The organism is Bradyrhizobium sp. DN3, from assembly GCF_041357655.1.
GTDB lineage: Bacteria > Pseudomonadota > Alphaproteobacteria > Rhizobiales > Xanthobacteraceae > Bradyrhizobium.
The window spans coordinates 63963-86814 of sequence record NZ_JAULLN010000012.1; the positions used below are offsets into that span (position 1 = coordinate 63963).

The following is a 22852-nucleotide window of genomic DNA, read 5'->3' on the forward strand; positions in this document are numbered from 1 at the left end:
TCGGAGCGGCGGCGAGGATCTGTTGGCACGAGCAGGCACTGAGGCAGCTTGAATTTTCAGCCGCCGCGGAGCTCCTGAAGCTCAGCAAGATCTTTCCGGCCGTCAACCAGAGCGATTTCCGGTGGACTTGGCGGGGGGGAGCCCGTAGTCCTTCGCCCGCTTTGCGGCAAGCTTGCGATATGAGCCGGCTTGTTGAGGCAACTGCGATTTGAACGCCGAATCGGGTTCGCTGGCCGCCACCTTTTCAAGCTGGACCGCGCGCTCAAGATATTGGTCAGCAACCTCATGCGATGTCACGGGCCTTTTTCGGCGCCATCTCCCCGAGTGCAGCGGGCGGCGCTGCGCCTGGTGCGGCCAACCAGTCACTGATTTGCACAGCGGCCTCAGCCTGGCTGACGCGCTTCATCAACAACTCTCGCTGAGTACCGGGCGGCAATTGTTCGGCGGCTTCCCGAAACTTGGCAGCCGCCTCCATGAGGCGCTGCGTGAACGACGTGGTGTGTTTAATGCGACGGCGAAGCTTACCCATGCGCGGTCTCCGGAAAGCAATACACATAGCCTGCATCGCGAGCTCGACTCTGAAAGTACTTCCGGTGTCGGCGCGCTTAGCTCAAAGCTGCAACAGATTTAATCCAAAGCCCGTATCATCTGATACACCGCTCCGGTTTTGTTTTGCGGAAGGTATCAAGCAGCATGGAAATTTAGTCGCCGCGTTGGCGCCCGCCGCTCGGCTCACGTCCGGCCCTGGAAGCGCTATGGCTGCCTAGGAGCTAACGAGAGAAGCATCTCGTTTTGATCGAGCCTTGCCTGCGGTTATAGGACTGCAAGGAAGTGACTTGGCCTCGGCCGGCCAGACAGCGGTTCGGACCTTTTTGTTAAGGCGCTATGACAATTGAGGCTGCCGGACTTCCCGGCTTCACGTTCAAAGCCGCCTCGACCCAACTCCCGCTGGACGGCGCTAAGGGCCCATCCCTTGGGAACCGCATCGAGCACGCAGTCGACAGCCTTGTCGCGCTCAGTCGCTGCCAACCAAGTCTGGCCTTCGCCGGTGTCGGTAATGACCATGAGCCTATAAGAAACCGGAAGGGCTCACGCCGCTAGCGTCTCGATCGGGTGGTTGCAGGTCTGGGCTCTATAAGACCGCACTTGCTTTGGGAGGAGCTTGTACGGCGAGCTGATGTCATTTGCATCGAAGGGGTCGGTTCAGAGGAACACTTACATTTGTGCGAGATTGACAGTCGGTGGCTTACCGCGATCTCGCGGAGCGGCTCGAGCTCCATCCCCAATGGTCCCGAGCCGGCACCCTCTCTCCGGACGCAGGGACAGAATTGAGATCGCCTATGTCGTTATCGGCTGATTGCATCCTTCCATCGTGCCCACGTTGTGAAGCGTGGCCAATGGCCATTTCAGGGATGGTGTCGTCCTACGAAAGGGCAGCTGAGTTTCGTTGCCCGCGTTGCTCCTCTCGCGAAGTGTTCGACGTGCGCCGCTCCGATATCGTTCGCAAGCACTGGCCAGCAAATTCCGGCCGGTTCCAGAACACAGTCCGCATTCGTGTAACGACGTGAGTCTTTAGCTGCCAGTTAGGTAAGAAGCTGTTCGCGGCCTCTTAAGCGTATGGCGGCACGTTCACGAGGGTTCCTATCAAGCGCAGAAGGGCCTGATGCTCGGGTCCTTTCGGCTCGCTTCGCAAGAAGTCGCCGAGTTCGATGTGTGTCAATCGACCGCCAGAAGGCGCATTTGGCTGATGAATGATGAAAGCATGGCCATTGGCCGGCTCGCGTCCCAGAAACCAGGCGTCGCCGTTGGTACTGCGATATAGCTCACGTCGTTCGCTCATCTGACGCTCCTTGTCGGGGGAGCTTCAAAATCATCTGGCTCGCGCCCCGAACCGTGCTTGTGTTTTCCCGCGCGCAGATCGCGGCGGGCGGAGAAGCACCTTCAGATCAGCTAATTCCTCTGCTTACCTCGCGGGCTTCTCCTGGCGCGAGCCCAACAATCAGGCCGAGTGCTGCGGCTTCCTCGCGGGCGGTGAGCCCACCATTGACCAGTTTAGCGGTCCATCCCCTCTGGGATGGCATCCAAGACCAGCTGAACGGCCTGTTCTTCCGTACCGGCCGCTAACCAAAACCGGCGCTCGCCATCGTCAGTAGTGACCTGCAGAAGATGCGCTTCCATGCATGTGAACAGCCTGAGGCATGCTTGGTTGCTATCCACACGCTTACTCGCGCCGCGGCGCGCGCTGTCCTAATACCGACGCCCGCCACAGTCCATTAGTCCATTAGGAACGTGAATGGCTTGAGCCGCATGATCCGCACATCTGCCGAAGAACAGGTGATCTCCTTTGGCTGACGCCCCAGCCGTCCAGACCGCGGCTGGGGCTTTTTCGTTGAGGGGCGCCTAAGAGAGCCCGCTCGTTAAATTTAGGACGCTGTATCATTTGAGACTCCGCCACGGAGTCCTGCGCCTGACTCTGCCACGCGGCGCGCCGCGTGAGTGGTACGTCGGGCGGCCGGCCCCGGTGCGTCCGCAGCCAGCCCCGGAACGCCCGGGGTCGTTCCCTAGCCAGATACCAGAAGATTCACATTTGATGGAGCAGGAACACCCGCGAAGCTCGACCATCCCCTAGCTGTTCCAGAGCGGCGGCCACGAGGCTTTTGATACGAGCCTGCCAGTGTGAACCGCGACAGGCCGCCAACTGAGGCGACCTCAAAAAAGTGAGCCCGGTGTGCCTAGGAGGCCGGGCCCATAGCCTCAGCAACGGCTGCGCCGTCATTCGGCTATCAGCCCCCTTAAGTGCCAAAGAAAACATTCGTTCCTTCTGGAATTTAGAACACTTTCCAAATTCAACTTAGGACACCTGGGCTTTTAAATACGGACAGTACCTTGACGGTGCGTAAGAACGTTCCGTGAACCGAGAACAAGCGGCCGCAGGCGCCGCCTTGTGACAGCTCCTGCGGCCGGCGCCGTGACGTTCCGCACGATCGCCACGGCACCTTCTGGTTAACACATAGCTCTGCCAGCGTGCACTGGCGGGCGGCCGTTACTGCCTCAGCTGGAGCTGCTCCAGTCCGTCCTCGATCACTCGGAGGTCCTCAAGTAGCGCATCTCGAGACTCAGCCGGGTTGATGCTAGATGTGGACTGTAGCTGTTCAAGCAACTGGCGCCGAAGATCTCGCATATTCTCCAGGGCTTGCCGGTTCTTCAGACGTACATAAGCCGAAACGATCGTTTGAATGCTTGTTGCCAATGAGTAGCTCCAAAACACATCCGTCGCCGGGCCTTATGACCCAAGCGATCCAGAAATGGCTTCAGCCAACGTGCGAGTTCGTCTTCCCAGCCCGACGTCGCTTTCCCATGGTGATTCGGAAATCCTGGCGGGCTCCCTAAACTTACGAAACTGCCAAAGTAGTGCTAGTCGTTCACCACAACGAAACGCCGAAGTACGTTCAACGTCCTTGCCCTAAGGAGCGGGTATCGGTTGCACAGCTCGGGTGCCACGATCCCTGAAAAAGTTAGCTACCGAAACCGAGACATCTTTTTGGTCAATTTTGTTCGAAACCATATTGGCAACTGGGGCATCACGACCATTGCCATCGACGGGTGGCATCGCTGCCGATGATGATCTCATGCGGTTTCTTCGGGATATCCACCGGTGCCTCGACCGAGAGATCTAGAGCGCGTTCGCTTGCTGCCTGTACAGGAACGCTATCGCCGCACGCTGCAGATCCCATTTCGGTCGGCAGTCCGGCTTGCGGCATATTGCATGTCCAGAAAGCCGGCCCGCCATCGTTGCGCCATGGCAGCTTCCGACAGATCGAACGATTTTTCGGGACCGGCTTCTTCGCGGCCCGGCCGGTAGCTCAAGAGATAAACCCGGTCGTTGCAATCCAGGCTCTGAAGCTCGGCGCGGAGTTGGCGCGCTTCCAGGGCGTGGCCAAGGCGCTGGAAGGTTTGGTTGCCGTAGGTCAGATCACTTTTGCGCTCGGCCGCAGCCTCGAGTCCGTCAGGCACCTGACCGTCACGCGCAAAGAGATCGACCACGTAGAGCCGGAGCGAGGCAGGACTCAAGAGAATCGGATCAAATGGCGCGTTCAGCGAGAACCCGCCATCGCCAAGCCACCGGCCGGCGATCTGCATCGGAGCGAATTCAGGGATGAATCCGCAACTCGCCAGAATATGATCGATTTCGATCCGATCGGACGCAGAATCGAACATCACGGCGTCGCCGCTTTCGAGGTCCGTGGCGCAGATCGTGATGCGGGGATCACCGTCATTCAGACGACCGAAATCGATCAGCTGGCGAAGGCGTTCTCGCGTAGGGCTGAGATCATACAGACCGCTGAAGTGAGATGCCGGAATGGGCAGCCGAGGCTGGAAGAAGCCGCTATGGCCGAACAGGCGCGTATTGATCGAGCTCAGCCACGCGAAAAGATGGCGACTTTCGTTCGTCCTTGCGGATGGACCGCCTGCATGCCAGTAGCTGCGCAAATTCCGCAGTCGATCGGCGCTTGGGCTTCCCGCGATCAGTGCGGCCGTGATCGCGCCCGCCGATGAGCCGCTTACCCAGTCGATCGGCTGCGCGAGACCGGTCAAGGCCTCGAACACTCCGCCATGATAGGCACCAAGGCCCAGACCGCCGGAGAAGACAACGGCCGTAAGGCATCGCTCCGGATTCATGATGCGGCTCGGCTTAGTGGAGGGATACAGCTAGGACAGCCACAGCTCCTACCGGTATCCTCTATAACGGCGTGCATAATAACGCGGATTGCCCCCGCAATAGGCGTTCGTTCCAGATGCGGTCGCCATACACTGAGCATAACTCGCAAATTGGCAATTGCCGGGATAACCCCAAATACGGCCCTGAAGGCAATAGCGATCCTGTGCGACGGCGTTCGTCGAAGCGCCGAAGCTCGCCACGATCGCAGCGGCGGCGGCAGCCATGAGTAAACGATGTTTCATCTGAATCTCCCAATTTCGACATTGAACGTCGGCTTTGAAGCGGCGTTCCCAACCCCCATATGGAGTTCCTTGGCAAGGGGCATCTCTTGCCGAGATCTCGGCGATCATGGGGGCTCGACATCGTGTCCGGGCGAGGTGGATCGGCTGATCGGCGGTGTCGAGACTGGTCTATCTAGCCAGACAGGGGTGTGTCTGCGACATCCAACAGTGCGCCAAGACCCTGCCGCAGGCGGCGCGTCGCGATGTGATCGTTGGCAAGCCCAAACACCAACAGGGATCGCCCGGTCACCGCGTAGGCATGCCCGAACTCGAACTCGACCATCCGCGCGTCCGGCTGGTTGGTGTCGATCAGGCCCAACCAGCTAAGGCCGTCGGCTACGGCCGGCAAGGTAAAGGTCACGAGGTCATGGTGCGCGTTGTACACCAGCAGCATGGTCGCATCAGAGCCGCGGCGCTTGATTCCGGTCTCCTGCGCGCGCCCGTCGAGCAGCATCCCGAAGCACTTGGTATTGCCGTCCCGCCATTGCTCCGTCGTCATCTCCTCGCCGGATGGTGATAGCCAGGTCACGTCCTTGACGTCGAGCTCCTCATTGTGCGAGCCAACCAGGAAGCGACTGCGGTACAGAATGGGGAATGCTTTGCGTGTCGCGATCAGCTTTCGCGCAGATTCGCGGAGGTTGCGGCCGTTCGCGGTGATGCGCATCCAATCGAGCCAGGTCGTGTCGTTGTCCTGGGCGTATGCGTTGTTGTTGCCCTTCTGGGTGTGCCCGAACTCGTCCCCGGCCAGCAGCATGGGTGTGCCATGGGAGAGCAGCATCGTCGCGAGCAGATTCCGTTTCTGGCGCTCGCGCAAGGCCGTGATCTCGGGATCGTCGGTCGGACCCTCGACGCCGCAATTCCAAGAATGGTTGTTGCTGTGACCGTCGCGATTGTCCTCGCCATTCGCCTCGTTGTGCTTGTCGTTGTACGAGACGAGATCATTCAGATTGAAGCCATCATGCGCAGTGACGAAGTTGACGCTGGCCCACGGCCGGCGGCCGCGCTTGTTGAAAAGATCACCCGACCCCGAAATGCGTTTGGCAAAGTCGGCGATCGTGCCGGGATCGCCCTTCCAGAAGGCGCGCACGGTGTCCCTGAACTTGTCGTTCCACTCCGCCCATCCCGGCGGAAACTGGCCGACCTGATAGCCGCCCGGGCCGATGTCCCAGGGCTCGGCGATCAGCTTCACGCTGGAGAGCACGGGATCCTGGCGGCAGGCATCGAGAAAGCCGCCGCCTTCGTCGAAGCCGTAAGGCTCTCGCGCCAATATGGTTGCGAGGTCGAAACGAAAGCCGTCGACCCGCATCTCGGTGGCCCAATAGCGCAAGGAGTCGGCGACCAGCTGGAGCACGCGCTGATGCGAGAGGTTCACTGTGTTACCGGTGCCGGTATCATTGATGTAGTAGCGCTTTTTGTCCGGCAAGAGGCGGTAATAGCTGGCGTTGTCGATGCCCTTGAATGATAGGGTTGGGCCGAGTTCGTTTCCTTCCGCGGTGTGATTGTAGACGACGTCGAGAATGATCTCGATGCCATGGGCATGGAACTGGTTGACCATGGTCTTGAACTCGTTTGCAAACGGCGTCTTCAGGTAACGCGGCTCCGGTGCAAAGAACGCGATGGAATTGTAGCCCCAGTAGTTGCGCCGGCCTTTCTCGACCAGATAGCTGTCATCGAGGAAAGCATGGATCGGCAATAACTCGGCACTGGTAATGCCGAGCGAGCGCAGATAAGTGGGAACCTCCGAATGCGCGAGGCCCGAGAACGTGCCCCGGTCTGCTTCCGGAACGAGCGGATGCAACTGTGTAAACCCCTTGACGTGCATTTCGTAGACGATCGTTCGCTCCCACGGCACTTCCGGCTTGCGCGCCACGCCCCAGGTGAAGGCCGGGTCGATGACCCGGCACTTCTGCATCAAAGGCGCACTGTCGCGGTCGTCGTAGGAGAGGTCCTTCTCGGCATGGTCGATCTGGTAACCGAACAGCTCTGGCCCCCAGTGCAGATGCCCGACCAGCTGTTTGGCATAGGGATCAAGCACGAGCTTGTTGGGATTGAACCGGTGTCCCGCGTCGGGCTCGTACGGGCCATGGACGCGGTAGCCGTAGACGGTGCCCGGACGGGCAGAGGGCAGATAGCCGTGCCAGACTTCGTCGGTATATTCGGGGAGTTCGATCCGCTCCAGCTCGGTCTCGCCGGTGTCGTCGAACAGGCAGAACTCAACTTTGGTGGCATGGGCCGAAAAAAGTGCGAAGTTGACGCCTAACCCATCCCAAGTGGAGCCGAGCGGAAACGGCTTGCCCTCGGTGATCCGGGAGCGGCGCAGGCTTGAGGCCGCCCGTGTCAGGGCGTGGTCTGAATGTACTGGTTCATCCATCTTCGCCCCCGAACTAATCCGTCAGAATGTCGGCGCGGTCGCCGCGACCTCGGTCGTTGCCGGCTCGCTGGCGGCCGCCGAGGCGATCACCGGGGCGGGAGGCAACTTGGCCGGCTTGGGCAGCGCGGATGCTCTTTGCAGCGCGGCCTGTTTGCTGATAGCTGAAATCGAGTTGCCGATCCGCCCGACGATGCTGGTCAGCTCCGCGTCGGATAGTCTGAGACGCTTTTTGACGAGGCGCACCTGGGCGCGGTCGGTCAGGTCGAGTTTGTTACGGATCGGTTGCGGTTTCGGGCGGCGCATAGCGACAGCTCCTGTTAACGACGGTAACAGTCGCGCGTCTGATTCCGTTCCTCCTCGTGCTGCAAATCCCCGGCTCCGCACCCAGGAGGAACGAACGCGCACAGCTCCGCTTTGTCGTCCCGGCACAAGCATCTTGAAGCACGCCGAGACGCGGGGCATGCGGGCGAAAGGGACGGGTTTGAGCCAAAAACTGGGAACGGCCAAACAAAGTCGGTGCCACGGTCCTCAGATCGTCGATCATGGGGTCTCGTTCAACCTGTGGGCGCCCACGGCCCGATCGGTCGAGCTGCTCGAGCTCGACCAGCCGCCCCGCAGCATGCCGCGCGATGATGATGGTTGGTATCAGTTGCTGAGCCAAACGGCGCGCGCCGGCACGCGGTATCAGTTCAGGATCAACGAAGATCTCATCGTTCCTGATCCCGCCTCGTTCTTCCAGCCCGACGACGTCGGCGCGCCGAGCGAGTTGGTCGACATGGCAACACTCCGCGACTCAGTGCTCTATCCCGGCCGTCCGTGGGCGGAAGCGGTGATCTACGAGCTGCACGTTGGGACGTTCAGCGAGGAGGGCACTTATGCGGGTGTCGAGAGGAAGCTGCCCTATCTGCGCGAGTTGGGCATCACCGCGATCGAACTGATGCCGCTCAATGACGTCCCTGGCCGGCATAATTGGGGCTATGACGGCGTGCTTCTGAATGCACCAAACGCCCGCTACGGAAGACCGGAGGATCTCAAACGGCTCCTGCGTGCCGCGCATGCCCTCGAGATCATGGTCTATCTCGATGTCGTCTATAATCATATCGGACCACAGCTGAACTATCTGCACAGCTACGCGCAAAGCTTCTTCACCGAACGCCACACCACCGGCTGGGGACCTGCCGTCAACCTCGAGGGACAGGACGGCACATTCGTACGCGAGTTCCTGACCGAGAACGCCCTGATGTGGCTGCGCGAATATGGCTTCGACGGCTTGCGTTTCGACGCAGTCCACGCTTCCGAGCGGCACTTTTTAATCGAGCTTGCCGAGACCGTTCGCAACGAGCTTTCTGGCCGGCACGTGCATCTGATGCTGGAGAACGAGACCAATCAGGCGCATCTGCTCGAGCGCTCACAACAGGGGCGCGCGAAATACTACGATGCGCAATGGGGGGACGACTTTCACAATGCGCTCCACGTTCTGCTCACGGGCGAGGATGAAGGCTATTATGGCGCCTTCGCAGACAAGCCGCTCGAACATCTCGCGCGATCCTTGACAGAAGGCTTTGCCTATCATGGCCAAGTCTTTCCGCTCCACGGCGAGCCACGCGGCGAGCCGAGCGCTCATCTGCCGCCGGAGGCCACCATCGTCTTCGCCCAGAACTATGATCAGATCGGCAATCGTGCTTTCGGGGAGCGGGTGTCCAAACTGGTCAGTCCGGAGAGGCTCTCCCAAACATTGGGCGCTCGTGCTGCTGAGCCCGCATATTCCATTGCTTTTCATGGGCGAAGAAGCGGCGGCGGACACACCGTTCCTGTTCTTCGCGGACTGAAGCGGGGAGGCTGCCGAACTGACACGCGAGGCCCACGTGCTGTGCATCAACTTCAACTCGATCAACACTCGGGAAAGGCCAAAGCCTAAGAACCACGCGTCAAAACTCATTCATATCCGGCGAAATGTCTCGCGATCGAGCCGAGCACCCATAGCCGAGGGCACCGTTTACAAAGGCCGCAAAAAAGCGATCCCGACAAGAACAATCATCGCAGTGCTCGAAGGTCGGCATCTTAGGTGGTCAAAGCAGAAGCGCCGGTCACTTGGGCACAGTATAACTCAACTCGAGAGCTGTCAGGTGCCGAAACGGCGCGTGCCGAGTTTGCTCGTTGGCACCGTACTCGCCTTGAGCTGAACATGATCGTTGTTCGCGAGCCCGTTCGGGCAAAACCAGTGAGACTGGGTTTCGCGAACCTGATTCGCCCAACACCCGACGCCTCCATTGGTTGCTTACGCTGTCTTGCGCAGCGCTTGAGCGGGACGTCGCCGGATGAAAACACCCGTGCCGGCCGTTGGTGCAGACTGGCCAAGACAAAATGCGGCATTCACACGACAACGACTTCATAGGAAAATGAAGCTGCAACGCCGCTAACAACAAAAAGCGGTTCCCTTGACTTAAGGTCGGTTCCTCACGAGTACTTCCACATGGCTCGATGACATCCCTCGTCGGGTCGAATGGAGAATTGAGATGGTCCGCCTTGTTCTCGCCGCTGCCGTCGGCTTGCTGTTCGCAAGCTCGGCGCTCGCCGCCGACGTCACGCTGCTGAACGTATCCTACGACCCGACGCGAGAGCTGTGGCGCGACATCAACACCAACTTCAGCCGGCAGTACGAGAAGGAAAAAGGCGTCAAGATCACGATCAAGCAATCGCACGGCGGCTCGAGCACGCAAGCACGCGCCGTCATCGACGGTTTGGACGCCGACGTTGTTACGCTCGCGTCCTATCTGGACACCGATGCGATCAGCAAGAAAGGTCTTATCAAGAGCGATTGGGTCGACAGGCTGCCCAACCGATCCCTCCCTTATACGTCCACGGTGGTTTTTGTCGTCCGCAAGGGGAACCCGAAGGGGATCAAGGATTGGCCCGATCTCGTGAAGCCCGGCGTTGAGGTCATCACCCCCAATCCGAAAACGTCCGGCAACGGCTACGTCAGCTTCTTTGCCGCATGGGGCTCCGTGACCGTGCGCGGCGGTTCGCGTGAGGATGCGATCGATTACGTCACCAAGCTCTACAAGCAGGTTCCGGTGCTCGACTCGGGCGCTCGCGGCGCGACGACGACCTTCGTTCAGAAGGGAATAGGCGACGTGCATCTGGCCTGGGAGAATGAAGCGCATCTTGAGGTGCGCGAGGCGAAAGGCGAATTGGAGATTATCGATCCGCCGATCAGCCTCCTCGCCGAGCCTCATGTGGCCGTGGTGGACGATAATGTGGATCGGAAGAGCACCCGGGCGGCCGCGGAAGCTTATCTAAAGTTTACCTATAGCGATGAGGCCCAGGAGATCTTCGCCAAGCACTTTTACCGGCCAACCAACGAGACTATCCTGAAGAAATACGTGGGTACGGTTTTCGGGGATATCAGGCGGTTCCCAATCACGGACATCGCCAAGGACTTTCCGGACGCCCACAAGCAGTTCATCGGTCAAGGCGGTGTGTTCGACACGATCTACAAGCCCAAGGGCTGATTGTTCCTGGATCTACCGACGGTACTTGATTTGGTCGCCCTCGCGCTGACTGCGCAGGGCGACCGTTCAAAAGATGGCTGGATATGGCAATCGTCAATCGGCAAGTGCTGCCCGGGTTTTCCCTCACCTTGGGATACACCGTTTTTTATCTGAGTTTTCTCGTTCTCCTCCCGATCGCGGCACTTCTCTTCAGGGCGGGCTCGCTGTCTTTCGACGAGTTCTGGGGCGCGGTGTGGACGGAACGGGCGCGAGCGGCCTATCTCCTGACGTTCGGGGCCGCTTTTATTGCGGCGGCAGTGAACTTGGTTCTGGGGCTGCTCATCGCCTGGGTTCTCGTCCGCTACACATTCCCCGGCAAGAAGATCATGGATTCGCTGGTTGATCTGCCGCTGGCTTTGCCGACTGCGGTGGCCGGCCTTGTCTACGCAGCCCTCTATGTGCCGAAGGGCTGGCTGGGGCAGTATCTTGTTCCCTTGGGAATCCATGGCGCCTACACCCGTCTCGGGATCGTCCTGGTGCTGGTCTTTGTCGGCCTGCCGTTCGTGGTGCGAACGGTGCAGCCGATTCTCGAAGACCTTGATCCCGAGTCGGAGGAAGCCTCCGCTTCGCTCGGCGCGACACGCTGGCAAACGTTCCAGAACATCATTGTTCCGACGCTGTACCCAGCCTTGATCACGGGCTTCGCCCTCGCTTTTTCCCGCGGCGTCGGCGAGTACGGCTCGGTGGTCTTTGTCTCCGGGAACAAGCCGTTCGACACGGAGATTGCTCCGATCCTGATCGTCGCGCGACTTGAAGAGTTCGCCTACAGCGAAGCGACCGCAATCGCAGTCGTGCTGCTCGTCATTTCCTTTGCGATGCTGATATTGATCAACTTGCTGGAGCGTTGGAGCATGCGCCATGAGCGTTGATGCGACGCTTGCAGTACCGCGACCTGTTGCGGCGGCGCCGACCCGGACGGCCCAGCAGGATCCTGCCTGGGTGCGCTGGGGCCTGATTTCCATCGCCCTGATCGTTGTTGGGGTGCTGATCGTCATTCCGGTGATCAACATCTTTGTCCAGGCCCTCAGCGAGGGCGTGGGCGTCTACTGGAGCAATCTGGTCGACGATCCGGACACGCGCGATTCGATCCTCCTGACGTTGACCGTGGTCCCGATGGCGCTCGCGGCCAATCTGATCTTCGGGATCTGCGCGGCGTGGGCCATCGCGCGATTTGATTTTCCCGGACGGACTTTGCTGACCGCAACGATCGACTTGCCATTTTCGGTGTCTCCCGTGGTCGCGGGGCTGATGTTTGTGCTGATCTTCGGGCTTCAGGGGTATTTCGGGCCATTCCTTCGCCGGGATGGCTACGCAATCATGCCCTACCTGACCTCGTTCCTGGCCGTAGTCATCTTCATCCTGATGTTCTTTCTATTCCGTCCCAGCAGCCCGAAGGCGCGTCGCGGTCTCTGGAACCATCCCTTGCCGGTATTGCTGGTGGGAAGTGCCATCGTCTTTGGCGTTCTCTTCTTTGGTCAGCAGTATTTTCAGGTCTGGCCTCGTAACCAGAGCCTGAAGATCATTTTCGCCACGCCGGGGCTGGTCCTTGCAACCGCATTCGTCACCTTCCCGTTCGTAGCAAGGGAGCTGATCCCTGTGATGGAGGCCGCCGGTCCGGATGAGGAATTGGCCGCAGTCAGCTTGGGCGCCAGTGGCTGGCAAATGTTCTGGACTGTGACGGTGCCGAACATCAAATGGGGTCTGGTCTACGGGATCATCTTGTGCAACGCACGTGCCGTCGGTGAATTCGGTGCTGTTTATGTTGTGTCCGGTCACATCGCCGGCCAAACCGACACCATGCCCCTGCGTATCGAAAAGCTATTTCAAGAGTATAATTTGCCTGGATCTTTTGCAGTCGCGTCCGTGCTGACTCTTCTGGCGATTCTGACGTTGATTGCAAAGATCAAGCTGGAAAGAAAGGTACCCGCTGCGGCTGATCTTCCTGGGCCGAAAACAGATGAGGCACAGAGATGAGCATCATGCTTCAAGACGTTTCCAAGACCTTCGGCAACTTCATTGCCCTGGATAGAGTCAATCTCGAAGTGCCTGACGGGGAGTTGCTCGCGTTGCTTGGCCCCTCGGGCTCAGGGAAAACCACCCTGTTGCGGATCATTGCTGGTCTTGAGGTTGCCGATTCCGGAACCGTTCTCCACGGGAGCGAGGACATCACCGAGTATTCCGCACGTGATCGCAAGGTAGGTTTCGTCTTTCAGCATTACGCGCTCTTCCGTCACATGACCGTGGCGGAGAACATTGGTTACGGGCTGCGAGTACGGGGGGCGCCCAAAGCCAAGATTCGCGAGCGCGTCGACGAGCTCTTGAACTTGATTCGGCTCGAAGGACTCCAGACGCGCTATCCGGGGCAACTTTCCGGCGGCCAACGGCAGCGCGTTGCCTTGGCTCGTGCCCTGGCCGCTCAGCCCAGGGTGTTGCTGTTGGATGAACCGTTCGGCGCTCTCGATGCGAAGGTGCGGCAGGAACTGCGGCAATGGCTGCGCAGGCTCCACGAAGAAATCCATGTCACCAGTATCTTTGTCACGCACGACCAGGAAGAAGCTTTCGAAGTGGCCGACCGCGTGGTGGTGATGAACAATGGGCGCATCGAGCAGGTTGGCAAGCCAGACGAGATTTATAATCATCCGGCCACGCCATTCGTCTATCAATTCCTCGGTAACGTGAATCGCTTCCATGGCCACATTCGCGAAGGGCGATTGCGACTGGGCGACACCGAGCTTCATTTGCCCGAGCAGAGAGGACTCAAGGATGCGGATGTGGTCGCTTACGTTCGTCCCCACGAAATCAAGGTGCGCGCGCAATCCGGCGGTTCGTCTGTTATCGCGGCCATCATCAAACACGTGAATGCGGCCGGACCGCTGGTTCGTCTCGAACTGGAGCGCACAGACGACGGCAGTCGCATGACGGTCGAGCTGACCAAAGAGGAGAGCAGCCAGATCTCGCTGCAACCCGGCTGCCAAATCTTCGTCGAATTGAAAAACGTGCGCGTGTTTTCAGAGGACCATCCCGTCTGAAGCGGTCTTCGATCAGTCCGGCCAGGGTCACAATCCGGCGACGGCCGCGTCGTGTCCGGTTCTATTCTGAGAGCAGCCTTTGCGACCGCTCTCGCGCAGGCTAGGGGCCAATGGCCGACATGACGGAAAGGAGCTTCTAATGGAGGAGCGAACCCGGCTACCGACGATGCTACCGACGATAGTGATGGGCCGAAGCATGACGGGCGATCCCTCGACCAACGGAGACCCCAAAGTCACATTTGAGCTTGAGGCCGAAACTGGTCAGATTTTTGAGGTCGCTTTTTCTCTCCCTGGAATCTTGAGCACAGTTGTGATGGCTCACTGCTGGCCTCCTTTGAAGGAGGAACTTGCTCAGCTGGAGCCGCCGATCAGAGTTTAGGCGCAATGTCCGTTCGGGGTCACGAGTGTTCTGCAAAAGAGGGCTGCCTGCCAACTTCCGCTATGCCTCGTTAGCGACCGGGATCGCGCGGCAGTGCAATGTCGCGAAGGGCCAACAGGTGACGTTCGAAATGAAAAAGGCCGCCAACCGAGGCGGCTTACTTTTGCACCTCCAGCTCTGCCAGGATTTTCGTGAGCGTCTCAAGCAAGCGCAAGGCGCGGGTCGCTGGGCGACCTTCGCACAGCGCTTCGCTCACCTCTTCAATTTCGCAATCGATACGGGCCCGAACTCGCGAGATCAGCTCGGCGCGGCGCTCCGGGTTGTCGATTAGAATGAGCATGGCGTTGCTTCGCTATCATACAGGCGGCAGCGCTTTGCGCTGCATCGGCGTCAAGGATCGCGACCTTGCGATCGAGTTGCCATATCGTAAGCGTAGCGCCGAGGCCCTTCTGGTTGTTTGTGCGCAGTCTTTGGAGCACCGCTAGAAGAGTCATCTTCAAGGGTGCTCACAATGGACGACCATTCGAACGACATAAGACGATTGTTGTCGCCGCGTATCGAAGTGTATGCTGGCGCAGGCCGGAAGCAGTGGCCGGATAAACTGAAGGCTCAGATGGTCGCTGAAAGCCTCGAGCCGGGTGCGATTGTAACAGATATCGCACGCCGCCATGGCTGCCGCCCCCAGCAGGTGCTGACTGGCGGCGCGGGGCGCGTTCAGGTCAATTGGTGCTACCAGCTTCGGGGGATGCACTATCATTTGTGACGGTGGTGTCGGAAACGTCGCTGTCGGCGGCTGCGGAGCCTTCCGTGTTGCCGGAAGCAGCCGTTGTTACGGTCGAGTTCCAGGGTGCACGGGTAGAGGTACGCGGGACGCCTGGTCTTGCGGTGCTAAGTGATGTGTTCATGGCACTGCGGCGGACACGTTCATGCTGACGGCTCGCGCTGGCCTCATGATTTACGTTGCGACCCGACCTGTAGACTTCCGGAAGGGTGCGCAAGGCTTGGCGCTGTTGGCGAAGGAGACGCTGGGCCATGACCCGATGAAGGGCGTGGCGGTGGTCTTCCGTGCGAAGCGCGCCGATCGGGTGAAGATTGTCGTCTGGGATGGCAGCGGCCTTGTTCTGTATTGGAAGCGGCTTGAAGGCAGCGCCTTCAAGTGGCCATCTGTTGTTGACGGCGTGATGCGGATGAACGCGGCGCAGCTGTCCGCGCTTCTGGCCGGCATGGACTGGACACGCATGCATGCGCCTCGAATCCCGCAGCCGGAAGCACTTGCGTAGGACATAAAATCTCGCTGCGTCGGGGCGCGAAGCATGGCAGACTCGGGCCAATGAGTGATTTGCCTGATGAGCTGCCGAGCGATCCAGCCGAGTTGCGTGCCTTTGCCGCGGCTCTGCTGGATCGCTGTGCCAGGCTCGAGCGGTTGCTCAAGCTGGCAAAAGCTGCGCAGTTCGGTCGATCGTCGGAAAAGCTTGATGCTGATCAGCTGCAGCTTGTTCTAGAGGATATCGATCAGCCCGTTGCGGCTCTCGAAGCAGCCGAGGATCGCGCCGATCCCAAAACACGCGAGAAGAGAGCTTCCGAGCGCAGGGCCAATCGCGGCAAGCTGCCGGAGCATTTGCCACGCATCGTCGAAATCCTGATGCCGGCCGCAACCTGCTGCCCGTCCTGCAAAGGTCATCTTATTGAGATTGGTCGCGACGAGAGTCAAAGGCTCGACGTCGTTCCGGTGCAATACCGGGTGATCGTGACCCGCCGGCCCAAACTGGCTTGCCGTACCTGTCGCGGCATCGTTCTCCAGCACGCTGCTCCGGAGCGACGGTGGACTGCCGACCGAGCGGCTCGTCGCGCATGTGATCGACGCCAAGTATCATTGGCATTTGCCGCTTTAACGCCAGACGCAGATGCTGGCGACGCATGGCATCGCGCTCGACCGCTCCACGCTCGCCTTCTGGGTCGGCTATGCGCCCAGGAATTGAAGCCCTTGTGGCATCGTCTGCGCGAGCTTCTGCTTGTCTCTCCGAAGCTCTGTGTAGATGAGACCCCGGCGCCGGTGCTGGATCCGGGGCGCGGCAGGACCAATCCGGCTACTTCTGGGCGCTGTCGCGCGATGACAGGCCGTGGGCTGCGGATTCCGATGATCGCGCGCAGCTATTCCAATCTGATGCCGCGCAGCATTCCAATCGGATCACGCGCATGTGAAGCCCCCGATCGTTAAAGGCAATTGGCACTATCACCCCAACAGTGCCGTAGCGGCCGGTCAGCTTCGCGGGCAGTCCCGGTCTTCGTCGGGCTGACGATGTAATCAAGGTCGAGGAAGAACCGGCGGGCGACGCATGGAGTCACCGTTCAGTTCGAGCCTGTGAGCATTGTGAAGCAACCGATCAAGTATGGCATCAGCGTAGGTTGGGTCATTTATGAGCTCATGCCATTTGGCAATTGGAAGCTGGCTGGTGACGAGACGGCCGTAGCGGTCCTCAAGGATTTCGAGCAGATGATGCCGGGCATTGGCGTCGATGGCCTGGAGGCCCCAATCGTCCAAAATCAGAAGCTCGACCGCGGTGATGCTCTTCATCCGCGAGGTGAGTCGTCCGTCGCCCCGGGCAAGGTCCAATTCTTCAAACAACCGCGGCAGCCGGGTGTAAAGTACAGAGTGGTTGTCCCGGCAGGCCTTGTGACCAAGCGCACAGCCAAGCCAGCTTTTCCCGACGCCGGTCGGCCCGACAATGGTGCAATTCTCGTGGTTCTTGATCCAGTCTCCCTTGAGCAGCATGTCGAACAAGCGGCGGTCGTCCCACAGCACCTGCAAGATCACATGCTTGCGCTTGAGCTCGCGGGCAATGCGGACCAGTCAGGCTCTGCCACCTTGCGGCGACCCGGCTTCACGCCGGGCACCCCGTACAGCAGTTGCTCCAGCTCGGCGTCGCTTATCGCTTCCGGGACTGGCCCCAGACCCGCGCGCCCAAACCGCTTCAGTGTGTCACGTACCGTCGTCGGCCCGATGCCGACGCGTTCGCCAACCACGCGCGTCGAGAGCCCAGCCTCAAGGCTCAACCTCACAATCTCGCGCACCTGGCGCATGATAACCCTGCTCGTCGGCATCCAATCCTCCCAGCTGCTTCCAGCCGGAGAAATGGCCCAACGATCGGGCCTCACACCATCCGAAACTGCGCGCGATCAAATCGGAATGCTGCGCGGACAATGCTCGGAATGCTGCGCGCGATCATTTCGGAACCCTGCGCGCCATCAAGTCGGTACGGTGCGCACCATCATCTCGGAATCGGCAGGCTATCAATCCAAGCTGTTCAACCCCGAATTTCTGCGCAAGAAAAATCTGCCCATCCCACATTGGATGGGATAGCAACCAGCCATCGAGGAGGCTGCACATCCCTGCGCTCTGGCAAGATCTGCTGGGGGCAACAACGCCAGTCGAGGATCGTCGCAGAATAGTCCGCTCAATCCCAGAGAACAGACGTATGCGCTGTTTCCTGGCCACATACCTCCGTTGAACGAGATCAGCTGCTGGAGGCGACTCTGACATGTGGAGTCTCGTGGTGGCGGATCACTTCCTTGATGATGAAGGCTAGTGCGAGGATGTGGACTAAAGCTGCATCCAGATTGTCGATGCTATCGCGAAGAGCTTGCAGTTCTGGCTGAGTTTCCATTATCCGGGTCCGGCGGTCACATGCGGCTTTATAGGCTGACCTAGATTCGAGATGGGCCCAAGGCAGGAGCTCGTCGATCTGGCTGTTCGGGTGACAGGTGACGATCTTTGTGATGACGTCGGCAAGATAGGCATGCGGTTCGATGCCTACCTGACAGTCAATACCCGCGCCGGGACGGTATGCCGATCAACTCGCATACCGACAGGGATCTGAGGCTTCGGAGAGGGCCTTGCGGCCGACCTGCCTTAGGCCTTCCGAGGACGTCTCGCCCCGGCTAGCGGCTTCCAGGATCTTCGAGGCTACGTGTGCGCGGGCGCCTATCTCGGCTTGAGAAACCGTTTCGCAGACTTCGTCCAGGACCGAGCGCAAAAGTGCAGTCGTAGCAGGATCAAACATAGAGACCCCCGGAGAAAGAGCCATCGGATCGCAACCGGTACAATGTCGAATTCAAAAGAGTTGGAGAAACTCCCAAACTCTACATTTCCGCCAGGATTTGACAATAATCCGAAAACATGTCCCTTCGCTGAAGTCGCGAGATACCTCTATGTCGCAGTGCAGTACGCACAATTGACGGCCGCACTAGGTTCAGCGCCGAACAGTCGATACCATCTCGATAGTTGTCACAAATAGAACGTTTCTCCAATCCGTAGGCAGATTCTTTTCTACCAACTCGGATGAGAGTTTCGTCGCGGCCGAACGCGGTCGCGGTGCGGCGGCTCTGCACTGCAGGGAGCCCGCGTTGTTCTTCCGTTGCGGAGCGCTAGCGCTCCTCGCCCTGTTTGACGCCAGCAAGGCTGAGCCGGGGCATTTGCCCCGGCTCAGTAAGACTGCATCGGTCTGCTCGCGAGAGAGGCGACCGTACATCGCCTGACCCCGCGGCTCCCCTGAAGCCTGCTAGTGAACATTCTCGGGCGAATGCGCGTCGAGTGGATCGCCCTCGATCGAAGTAGATGGTTTCCCGTCTACGCCGATAGGAACGTCGCCCCGCAATGTAATCCGATAGAGCTGTCGGTCGAACTCGAGGCCGAAAATATCGCGCGGTGCCAAGTGCGCTGTCGTCCGATTGTCCCAGAAGGCGATGCTATTGGGGTGCCAGCGGAAGCGGACTGTAAATTCCGGCCGCGTTACATGCTCGAAGAGTAGCTCAAGAAGGTGCTGACTCTCTCGTGGGCTCACTCCAGAGATCGCGTAAAGGAAGCTTGGGCTGACAAACAACACCCGCTCACCCGTCTCTGGAATGACGCGGACCAGCGGATGCTCGCTTACGAGCGGCCGACGCTTGTTCTTTGCGATAAAGTCCGCGGTTGCAGTCTGTCCTTCCGGAGGGCGGAACGAATGAACGCCGCGGAGCGTATCCACAAAAGAACGAAGCGGCGCCGAAAGCGTCCTGTAGGCCTCCGCGAGATTGGTCCAGATCGTATCGCCTCCATAGGGTGGAACAATTACACCCCGCAGGATTGAAGCCGCCGGCGGATTCACGGCTGCAGTAACGTCCGTGTGGAAACCGGTCCAGGGGCGGATAACTTGCTCTCCTTCGGCGCGGGATTTCAAGCGGTCGCGCGCGACAGAGTAGACCTGCGGATACCCTTCGACGAAGCCAAATACGGGATGACCGACGGTTGGCTCGCCGAATGCTTTTGCGAATGCGATATGCTCCTCATGCGACAGCGGCTGATCCCTGAAAAAGATCACCTTCCATTTCAGTAGCGCCGCCTTGAGTTCTTCGAGCACAGGTGGGGGCAGCGGCTCTTTCAGGTTGACGCCTTCGATTTCCGCGCCGATGTGGCCAGTGAGCGGATGAACCGTGATGTTTTGCGGCGCCGCTGCCGGAATATTCGATGCACGCGAGGCCGACTCATGGAGTGTTGATCTAACCATAGTTGCTTGGCTCCTTTGCTGGATGGGTCGTTTCGGTAGGTCTGTAGGATAGGATCGCGGGCGGCCTTATCGCCGTTGCCCTTCGATAATGCGGATTACTGATCGGCCCCGCTAACCGTAGCTTTCGGCTGTTCAAGGGGACGGGGCATCACGCCGTCAGCGTTGTTCTGCCAGGCGATGATCGCATTGAAGCGGCCGTCGAGATACGGCGCGATCTCGATCTTTTGCTTCAGCGCTCCCGTTGCAAACAATCTGTCGGAGATCTCCTGGAAGACCCGAACAGCCTTTGCATCGATGGGATAATACGCGCCATGCCCTGCAGCATCGTCTAGCCACTTGCCTTGCTCGAAGCTCAGGCCTTCCTGCTTGACATAACTGGCGCGTATCCACGCATCGCGATTGACACCCTGCCAATTGTAGAACGCCACCGCGCGGCGCACGAAGTCGGCGATCGCCGGAGCTTTCGCGCGGTCATCGAGCAGGGCCTTGCGAGTGAGTATGACATTGACACCCCAGTTATGCCCGCGGCCGTCAGCGATAATCGGCGGCTTGCCGATCCGGAAATACTGGCCGCCAAGCACGATGGCCGCGTCCACCGACCGCGACGCGAAACTGGGCGCGACTTCAGTACCGGCGAGCGGCACGCCCTTCACAGATGATGCGCCAAGGTCCAGCCCGTTGCTGTGAAGAATGCTGGCCAGTACCATGTGGCGGCCGGAACCTGGAGGATATGCGACCGTCCTACCTTTCAGGTCCGCGACCGTCTTGATCCCTTTGTCGGGTTGTGCGACCAGGTAGTAGTTCTCAGGGCTTCCGGGATTGGCATAAATCGCAATCGCAACCAGGTCTCGAACACCTGCGCCAACTGCGATGGGCAGTGGTGCCTCGCCGATGTAACCGATGTCGACGGCTCCGGAGATGAGCGCTTCCAGCACAGCCGGGCCGCCGTTGAAATTGGCAAATGTGATGGCATACGGAAGTGCCTTATCGACCCCCGACAATGTCCAGGGCGCAGACGCCTGACTTTGTTGCTCGGCCACGATGAGCTTCGTCCGAGCCGGCACGGCGGCCGCGAGTTGCGCTGCAAGGTCCGCCGTGTCCTGAGATATCGCCGGAGCTGCCGTCATGACGGCGGCGAGGCTGGCGGCTCCAAGGAGCATTAGGAGTGCGACAGATCGTCGTTTTCGCGCGTCGTGTTCGCTGTTGCGCAACTGCATGGGTACCCTCCGTACGACCCGAACTGAGTGTGAGGCCGTGCGTCCCACGGGATCATCCGCGCTCGACGCCAAGTTCTGCGAGCAGTCGCCGGCGCAACGCGCCAAAGGCGCGATCGTCGCGCTGCCGCGGTGGCGCGATATCCACGGGCATATCCAGCGAAATGCACCCGTCTGTGAGGACGATGATCCTGTTGGCGAGGGAGATAGCCTCGTCGACATCGTGCGTGACCAGCAGCACAGCGGGGGAATGTCGAACATAAAGGTCCCGAAGAAGTGCGTGCATACGAATCCGGGTCAGCGCATCCAGCGCGCCAAACGGCTCATCCAGCAGAAGCAATTGTGGATCTCGCACCATCGCGCGGGCCAACGCAGCGCGCTGTGCCTCGCCACCTGATAGGGTCCGTGGCCAGGCGTCCGCTTTGTGCTCCAGCCCCACCTCTGCGAGCGCGCGAAGAGCATTCGCCTTGACGGCAGCCGTTTGCGGCAAGCCGATCGTCACATTGCGTAAGGTCGGCAGCCAGGGCATGAGCCGAGGATCTTGAAAAACAACCGCGCGACGGCGCGGAACCCGGACGTATCCTTCCGCCTCCTTGTCAAGCGCGCCGAGCACTCGCAAGAATGTGCTCTTGCCGGAACCGCTTCGACCGAGAAGCGCAACAAACTCGCCCGCTTGCAATTCGACAGACAAGTCGGTGAGGACGGGGCGAACATCGAAGCGTTTGTTGAGCCCTGAGACTATGACGGCTCTACTCGCCGGGGCCGACGACGCGATCCGGGCTTCAAGCGCCATCGAACGCCCTCCGCCACGTCAGAAGATGCTTTTCGATAACGCGGACGAGCGCCAGCGATAACAAGCCGAGCACGGCGTAAACGCTGAGCAGAACGAAGATGATATCGATCCGGAAATACTCGCGCGCGTCGTTCATCATGCGCCCAAGGCCGAGTGGCGCATTGATCGTTTCAGCGAAAATCAAGGCGAGCCATGCCGAGGTCAGCGCGATACGTAGGCCGACCAGAAATCCCGGAAGAGCTCCTGGGAGGATCACTGCCGTAATCAACTCGCGCCGGCCAGCGCCAAAGGTGCGGGCGGCTTCGACCAGCGATGCATCGACGTTTCGGATGGCACCGTAGGTATTGATGTAGATCGCAACCCAAACGCCAAGAGTGATCAGGGTGACTTTCGATTCTTCGCCAATTCCAAACCACGCGATCAGCACGGGCAAGAGTGCAAAATTGGGTACCGCTCGCAGCACTTCCATGTTCGTGTCGACCAGGTTTTCGCCCCACCGCGTGAGGCCGGCGACTGTGGCGCTGATCAGCCCCAGAATTAGTCCGAGAGCCAGTCCCTGCAGAACCCGCTGCACCGAGGCCAAAAGGTGCATCTGCAACTCGTTGGAAGCCAAAAGATCAAGCGACGTCTTTGCCACCATCAGAGGGCTGGGCGTGGTGCGCGGGTCAAAGATGTCTGCCGACGACAATAATTGCCACAGCACAAGCGTCACGGCAGGCCCTGCGAGTCGTTGCAGCCAGCGCGGCGCTTTCGAATCGATTGATGCGCCGACCGGTTCCGTCGTCGGATCGATGAGATCAAGTCCCGCGTCGAGCGCCACTGTGCTGGAAGTAGCTTCGACACGGGAATCGAGCGGAACGTCAGGTGCATTCAGCGTAATGTCGCTCATCATCGGACGGCTCTGAGTTTTGGGTGTGCGCACATCGCTTGCTCACCCAATGGTGCGAGGAGGTCTCGCTCTTGGGAAGTAT

22 protein-coding genes and 3 pseudogenes are annotated in these 22852 nt (G+C 59.7%); 9 read left to right on the forward strand and 16 right to left on the reverse strand.

The window, feature by feature from the left end; all coding sequences use genetic code 11:
- Window positions 1-283: 283 nt before the first annotated feature.
- From AAE027_RS19080 to AAE027_RS19105, 6 genes are all read right to left on the reverse strand, one after another.
- Window positions 284-529, reverse strand: coding sequence for a hypothetical protein (locus tag AAE027_RS19080; RefSeq protein WP_370987132.1), 246 nt, complete (start codon window positions 527-529; stop codon window positions 284-286).
- Between the two features lie 1080 nt (window positions 530-1609).
- Window positions 1610-1840, reverse strand: a complete 231-nt coding sequence (locus AAE027_RS19085; RefSeq protein ID WP_080648044.1) for a hypothetical protein — start codon at window positions 1838-1840, stop codon at window positions 1610-1612.
- Between the two features lie 1868 nt (window positions 1841-3708).
- Window positions 3709-4680 carry a patatin-like phospholipase family protein gene (locus AAE027_RS19090; protein ID WP_370987131.1) on the reverse strand — a complete coding sequence of 324 codons (972 nt, stop codon included), beginning with the start codon at window positions 4678-4680 and terminating at the stop codon, window positions 3709-3711.
- 48 nt (window positions 4681-4728) lie between these two features.
- Entirely contained in the window at window positions 4729-4962 is a 234-nt protein-coding gene (locus AAE027_RS19095; protein ID WP_370987130.1) for a DUF3551 domain-containing protein, read from the reverse strand.
- Between the two features lie 172 nt (window positions 4963-5134).
- Entirely contained in the window at window positions 5135-7372 is a 2238-nt protein-coding gene (gene glgX, locus AAE027_RS19100) for a glycogen debranching protein GlgX (RefSeq protein WP_370987129.1), read from the reverse strand.
- 21 nt (window positions 7373-7393) lie between these two features.
- The gene (locus AAE027_RS19105; protein WP_370987128.1) at window positions 7394-7675 is read right to left on the reverse strand and encodes a hypothetical protein; all 282 of its coding nucleotides are present in this window, start codon (window positions 7673-7675) and stop codon (window positions 7394-7396) included.
- A gap of 133 nt (window positions 7676-7808) precedes the next feature.
- On the opposite strand from AAE027_RS19105, the gene AAE027_RS19110 reads away from it, so the two are divergent.
- The 5 genes from AAE027_RS19110 to AAE027_RS19130 all read left to right on the forward strand — a co-directional run bounded on the left by AAE027_RS19110 (window position 7809) and on the right by AAE027_RS19130 (window position 13952).
- Window positions 7809-9290 carry an alpha-amylase family glycosyl hydrolase gene (locus AAE027_RS19110; RefSeq protein ID WP_370987127.1) on the forward strand — a complete coding sequence of 494 codons (1482 nt, stop codon included), beginning with the start codon at window positions 7809-7811 and terminating at the stop codon, window positions 9288-9290.
- A 598-nt stretch (window positions 9291-9888) separates the two neighbouring features.
- Entirely contained in the window at window positions 9889-10884 is a 996-nt protein-coding gene (locus tag AAE027_RS19115; protein ID WP_370987126.1) for a sulfate ABC transporter substrate-binding protein, read from the forward strand.
- Between the two features lie 83 nt (window positions 10885-10967).
- Complete coding sequence (gene cysT / locus AAE027_RS19120; RefSeq protein WP_370987125.1) at window positions 10968-11792, forward strand: sulfate ABC transporter permease subunit CysT; 825 nt, start codon at window positions 10968-10970, stop codon at window positions 11790-11792.
- Entirely contained in the window at window positions 11782-12897 is a 1116-nt protein-coding gene (locus AAE027_RS19125) for a sulfate ABC transporter permease (RefSeq protein WP_370987124.1), read from the forward strand. The genes cysT and AAE027_RS19125 overlap by 11 nt, the downstream gene beginning before the upstream one ends.
- Entirely contained in the window at window positions 12894-13952 is a 1059-nt protein-coding gene (locus tag AAE027_RS19130) for a sulfate/molybdate ABC transporter ATP-binding protein (protein ID WP_370987123.1), read from the forward strand. The genes AAE027_RS19125 and AAE027_RS19130 overlap by 4 nt, the downstream gene beginning before the upstream one ends.
- A gap of 536 nt (window positions 13953-14488) precedes the next feature.
- Here AAE027_RS19130 and AAE027_RS19135 read toward each other — a convergent pair.
- A complete protein-coding gene (locus AAE027_RS19135; protein WP_091896915.1) occupies window positions 14489-14671 on the reverse strand; it encodes a hypothetical protein in 183 nt (60 codons plus the stop codon).
- A gap of 171 nt (window positions 14672-14842) precedes the next feature.
- On the opposite strand from AAE027_RS19135, the gene AAE027_RS19140 reads away from it, so the two are divergent.
- The 3 genes and pseudogenes from AAE027_RS19140 to AAE027_RS19150 form a co-directional block, all read left to right on the forward strand.
- Window positions 14843-15094 carry a transposase gene (locus tag AAE027_RS19140; RefSeq protein ID WP_370987122.1) on the forward strand — a complete coding sequence of 84 codons (252 nt, stop codon included), beginning with the start codon at window positions 14843-14845 and terminating at the stop codon, window positions 15092-15094.
- A gap of 163 nt (window positions 15095-15257) precedes the next feature.
- Window positions 15258-15611, forward strand: coding sequence for an IS66 family insertion sequence element accessory protein TnpB (gene tnpB, locus AAE027_RS19145; RefSeq protein ID WP_370987121.1), 354 nt, complete (start codon window positions 15258-15260; stop codon window positions 15609-15611).
- Between the two features lie 50 nt (window positions 15612-15661).
- Window positions 15662-16458: pseudogene (locus tag AAE027_RS19150) on the forward strand (IS66 family transposase); the annotation flags it as partial.
- Window positions 16459-16636: 178 nt separating this feature from the next.
- Here the strand turns inward: AAE027_RS19150 and AAE027_RS19155 are convergent.
- Together AAE027_RS19155 and AAE027_RS19160 are read right to left on the reverse strand one after the other, a co-directional pair.
- A pseudogene (locus AAE027_RS19155) lies at window positions 16637-17122 on the reverse strand (ATP-binding protein); the annotation flags it as partial.
- Window positions 17123-17142: 20 nt separating this feature from the next.
- Complete coding sequence (locus AAE027_RS19160) at window positions 17143-17412, reverse strand: helix-turn-helix domain-containing protein (protein WP_370987120.1); 270 nt, start codon at window positions 17410-17412, stop codon at window positions 17143-17145.
- Between AAE027_RS19160 and AAE027_RS19165 the strand changes: the two genes are divergently transcribed.
- Window positions 17411-17692 (forward strand): hypothetical protein, encoded by a 282-nt coding sequence (locus tag AAE027_RS19165; protein ID WP_370987119.1) that lies wholly within the window; start codon window positions 17411-17413, stop codon window positions 17690-17692. The two genes, AAE027_RS19160 and AAE027_RS19165, sit on opposite strands and share 2 nt — an antisense overlap.
- Window positions 17693-17846: 154 nt before the next feature.
- Here the strand turns inward: AAE027_RS19165 and AAE027_RS19170 are convergent, their stop codons facing one another.
- The 7 genes and pseudogenes from AAE027_RS19170 to AAE027_RS19200 form a co-directional block, all read right to left on the reverse strand.
- Window positions 17847-17996, reverse strand: a complete 150-nt coding sequence (locus AAE027_RS19170) for a chorismate mutase family protein (RefSeq protein ID WP_479714227.1) — start codon at window positions 17994-17996, stop codon at window positions 17847-17849.
- A 51-nt stretch (window positions 17997-18047) separates the two neighbouring features.
- Window positions 18048-18140, reverse strand: a pseudogene (locus AAE027_RS19175) (transposase domain-containing protein); the annotation flags it as partial.
- A 42-nt stretch (window positions 18141-18182) separates the two neighbouring features.
- Complete coding sequence (locus AAE027_RS19180) at window positions 18183-18392, reverse strand: hypothetical protein (RefSeq protein WP_370987118.1); 210 nt, start codon at window positions 18390-18392, stop codon at window positions 18183-18185.
- A gap of 498 nt (window positions 18393-18890) precedes the next feature.
- Window positions 18891-19874 carry a TauD/TfdA dioxygenase family protein gene (locus AAE027_RS19185; protein ID WP_370987117.1) on the reverse strand — a complete coding sequence of 328 codons (984 nt, stop codon included), beginning with the start codon at window positions 19872-19874 and terminating at the stop codon, window positions 18891-18893.
- A gap of 95 nt (window positions 19875-19969) precedes the next feature.
- A complete protein-coding gene (locus AAE027_RS19190; protein WP_370987116.1) occupies window positions 19970-21091 on the reverse strand; it encodes an ABC transporter substrate-binding protein in 1122 nt (373 codons plus the stop codon).
- Between the two features lie 52 nt (window positions 21092-21143).
- A complete protein-coding gene (locus AAE027_RS19195; protein ID WP_370987115.1) occupies window positions 21144-21881 on the reverse strand; it encodes an ABC transporter ATP-binding protein in 738 nt (245 codons plus the stop codon).
- Window positions 21871-22773, reverse strand: a complete 903-nt coding sequence (locus tag AAE027_RS19200) for an ABC transporter permease (protein WP_370987114.1) — start codon at window positions 22771-22773, stop codon at window positions 21871-21873. Before AAE027_RS19200 ends, AAE027_RS19195 begins: the two co-directional genes overlap by 11 nt.
- Between the last annotated feature and the right edge of the window lie 79 nt (window positions 22774-22852).

Coding starts and splice junctions, on each gene's coding strand:
- AAE027_RS19130 (WP_370987123.1), top strand. CDS start 12,894: ATGAGCATCATGCTTCAAGACGTTTCCAAGACCTTCGGCAACTTCATT.
- AAE027_RS19190 (WP_370987116.1), bottom strand. CDS start 21,091: ATGCAGTTGCGCAACAGCGAACACGACGCGCGAAAACGACGATCTGTC.
- AAE027_RS19125 (WP_370987124.1), top strand. CDS start 11,782: ATGAGCGTTGATGCGACGCTTGCAGTACCGCGACCTGTTGCGGCGGCG.
- AAE027_RS19195 (WP_370987115.1), bottom strand. CDS start 21,881: ATGGCGCTTGAAGCCCGGATCGCGTCGTCGGCCCCGGCGAGTAGAGCC.
- AAE027_RS19090 (WP_370987131.1), bottom strand. CDS start 4,680: ATGAATCCGGAGCGATGCCTTACGGCCGTTGTCTTCTCCGGCGGTCTG.
- AAE027_RS19105 (WP_370987128.1), bottom strand. CDS start 7,675: ATGCGCCGCCCGAAACCGCAACCGATCCGTAACAAACTCGACCTGACC.
- AAE027_RS19085 (WP_080648044.1), bottom strand. CDS start 1,840: ATGAGCGAACGACGTGAGCTATATCGCAGTACCAACGGCGACGCCTGG.
- cysT (WP_370987125.1), top strand. CDS start 10,968: ATGGCAATCGTCAATCGGCAAGTGCTGCCCGGGTTTTCCCTCACCTTG.
- AAE027_RS19165 (WP_370987119.1), top strand. CDS start 17,411: ATGATAACCCTGCTCGTCGGCATCCAATCCTCCCAGCTGCTTCCAGCC.
- AAE027_RS19095 (WP_370987130.1), bottom strand. CDS start 4,962: ATGAAACATCGTTTACTCATGGCTGCCGCCGCCGCTGCGATCGTGGCG.
- AAE027_RS19135 (WP_091896915.1), bottom strand. CDS start 14,671: ATGCTCATTCTAATCGACAACCCGGAGCGCCGCGCCGAGCTGATCTCG.
- glgX (WP_370987129.1), bottom strand. CDS start 7,372: ATGGATGAACCAGTACATTCAGACCACGCCCTGACACGGGCGGCCTCA.
- AAE027_RS19185 (WP_370987117.1), bottom strand. CDS start 19,874: ATGGTTAGATCAACACTCCATGAGTCGGCCTCGCGTGCATCGAATATT.
- AAE027_RS19080 (WP_370987132.1), bottom strand. CDS start 529: ATGGGTAAGCTTCGCCGTCGCATTAAACACACCACGTCGTTCACGCAG.
- AAE027_RS19170 (WP_479714227.1), bottom strand. CDS start 17,996: ATGGAAACTCAGCCAGAACTGCAAGCTCTTCGCGATAGCATCGACAAT.
- AAE027_RS19160 (WP_370987120.1), bottom strand. CDS start 17,412: ATGCGCCAGGTGCGCGAGATTGTGAGGTTGAGCCTTGAGGCTGGGCTC.
- tnpB (WP_370987121.1), top strand. CDS start 15,258: ATGCTGACGGCTCGCGCTGGCCTCATGATTTACGTTGCGACCCGACCT.
- AAE027_RS19200 (WP_370987114.1), bottom strand. CDS start 22,773: ATGATGAGCGACATTACGCTGAATGCACCTGACGTTCCGCTCGATTCC.
- AAE027_RS19140 (WP_370987122.1), top strand. CDS start 14,843: ATGGACGACCATTCGAACGACATAAGACGATTGTTGTCGCCGCGTATC.
- AAE027_RS19180 (WP_370987118.1), bottom strand. CDS start 18,392: ATGTTTGATCCTGCTACGACTGCACTTTTGCGCTCGGTCCTGGACGAA.
- AAE027_RS19115 (WP_370987126.1), top strand. CDS start 9,889: ATGGTCCGCCTTGTTCTCGCCGCTGCCGTCGGCTTGCTGTTCGCAAGC.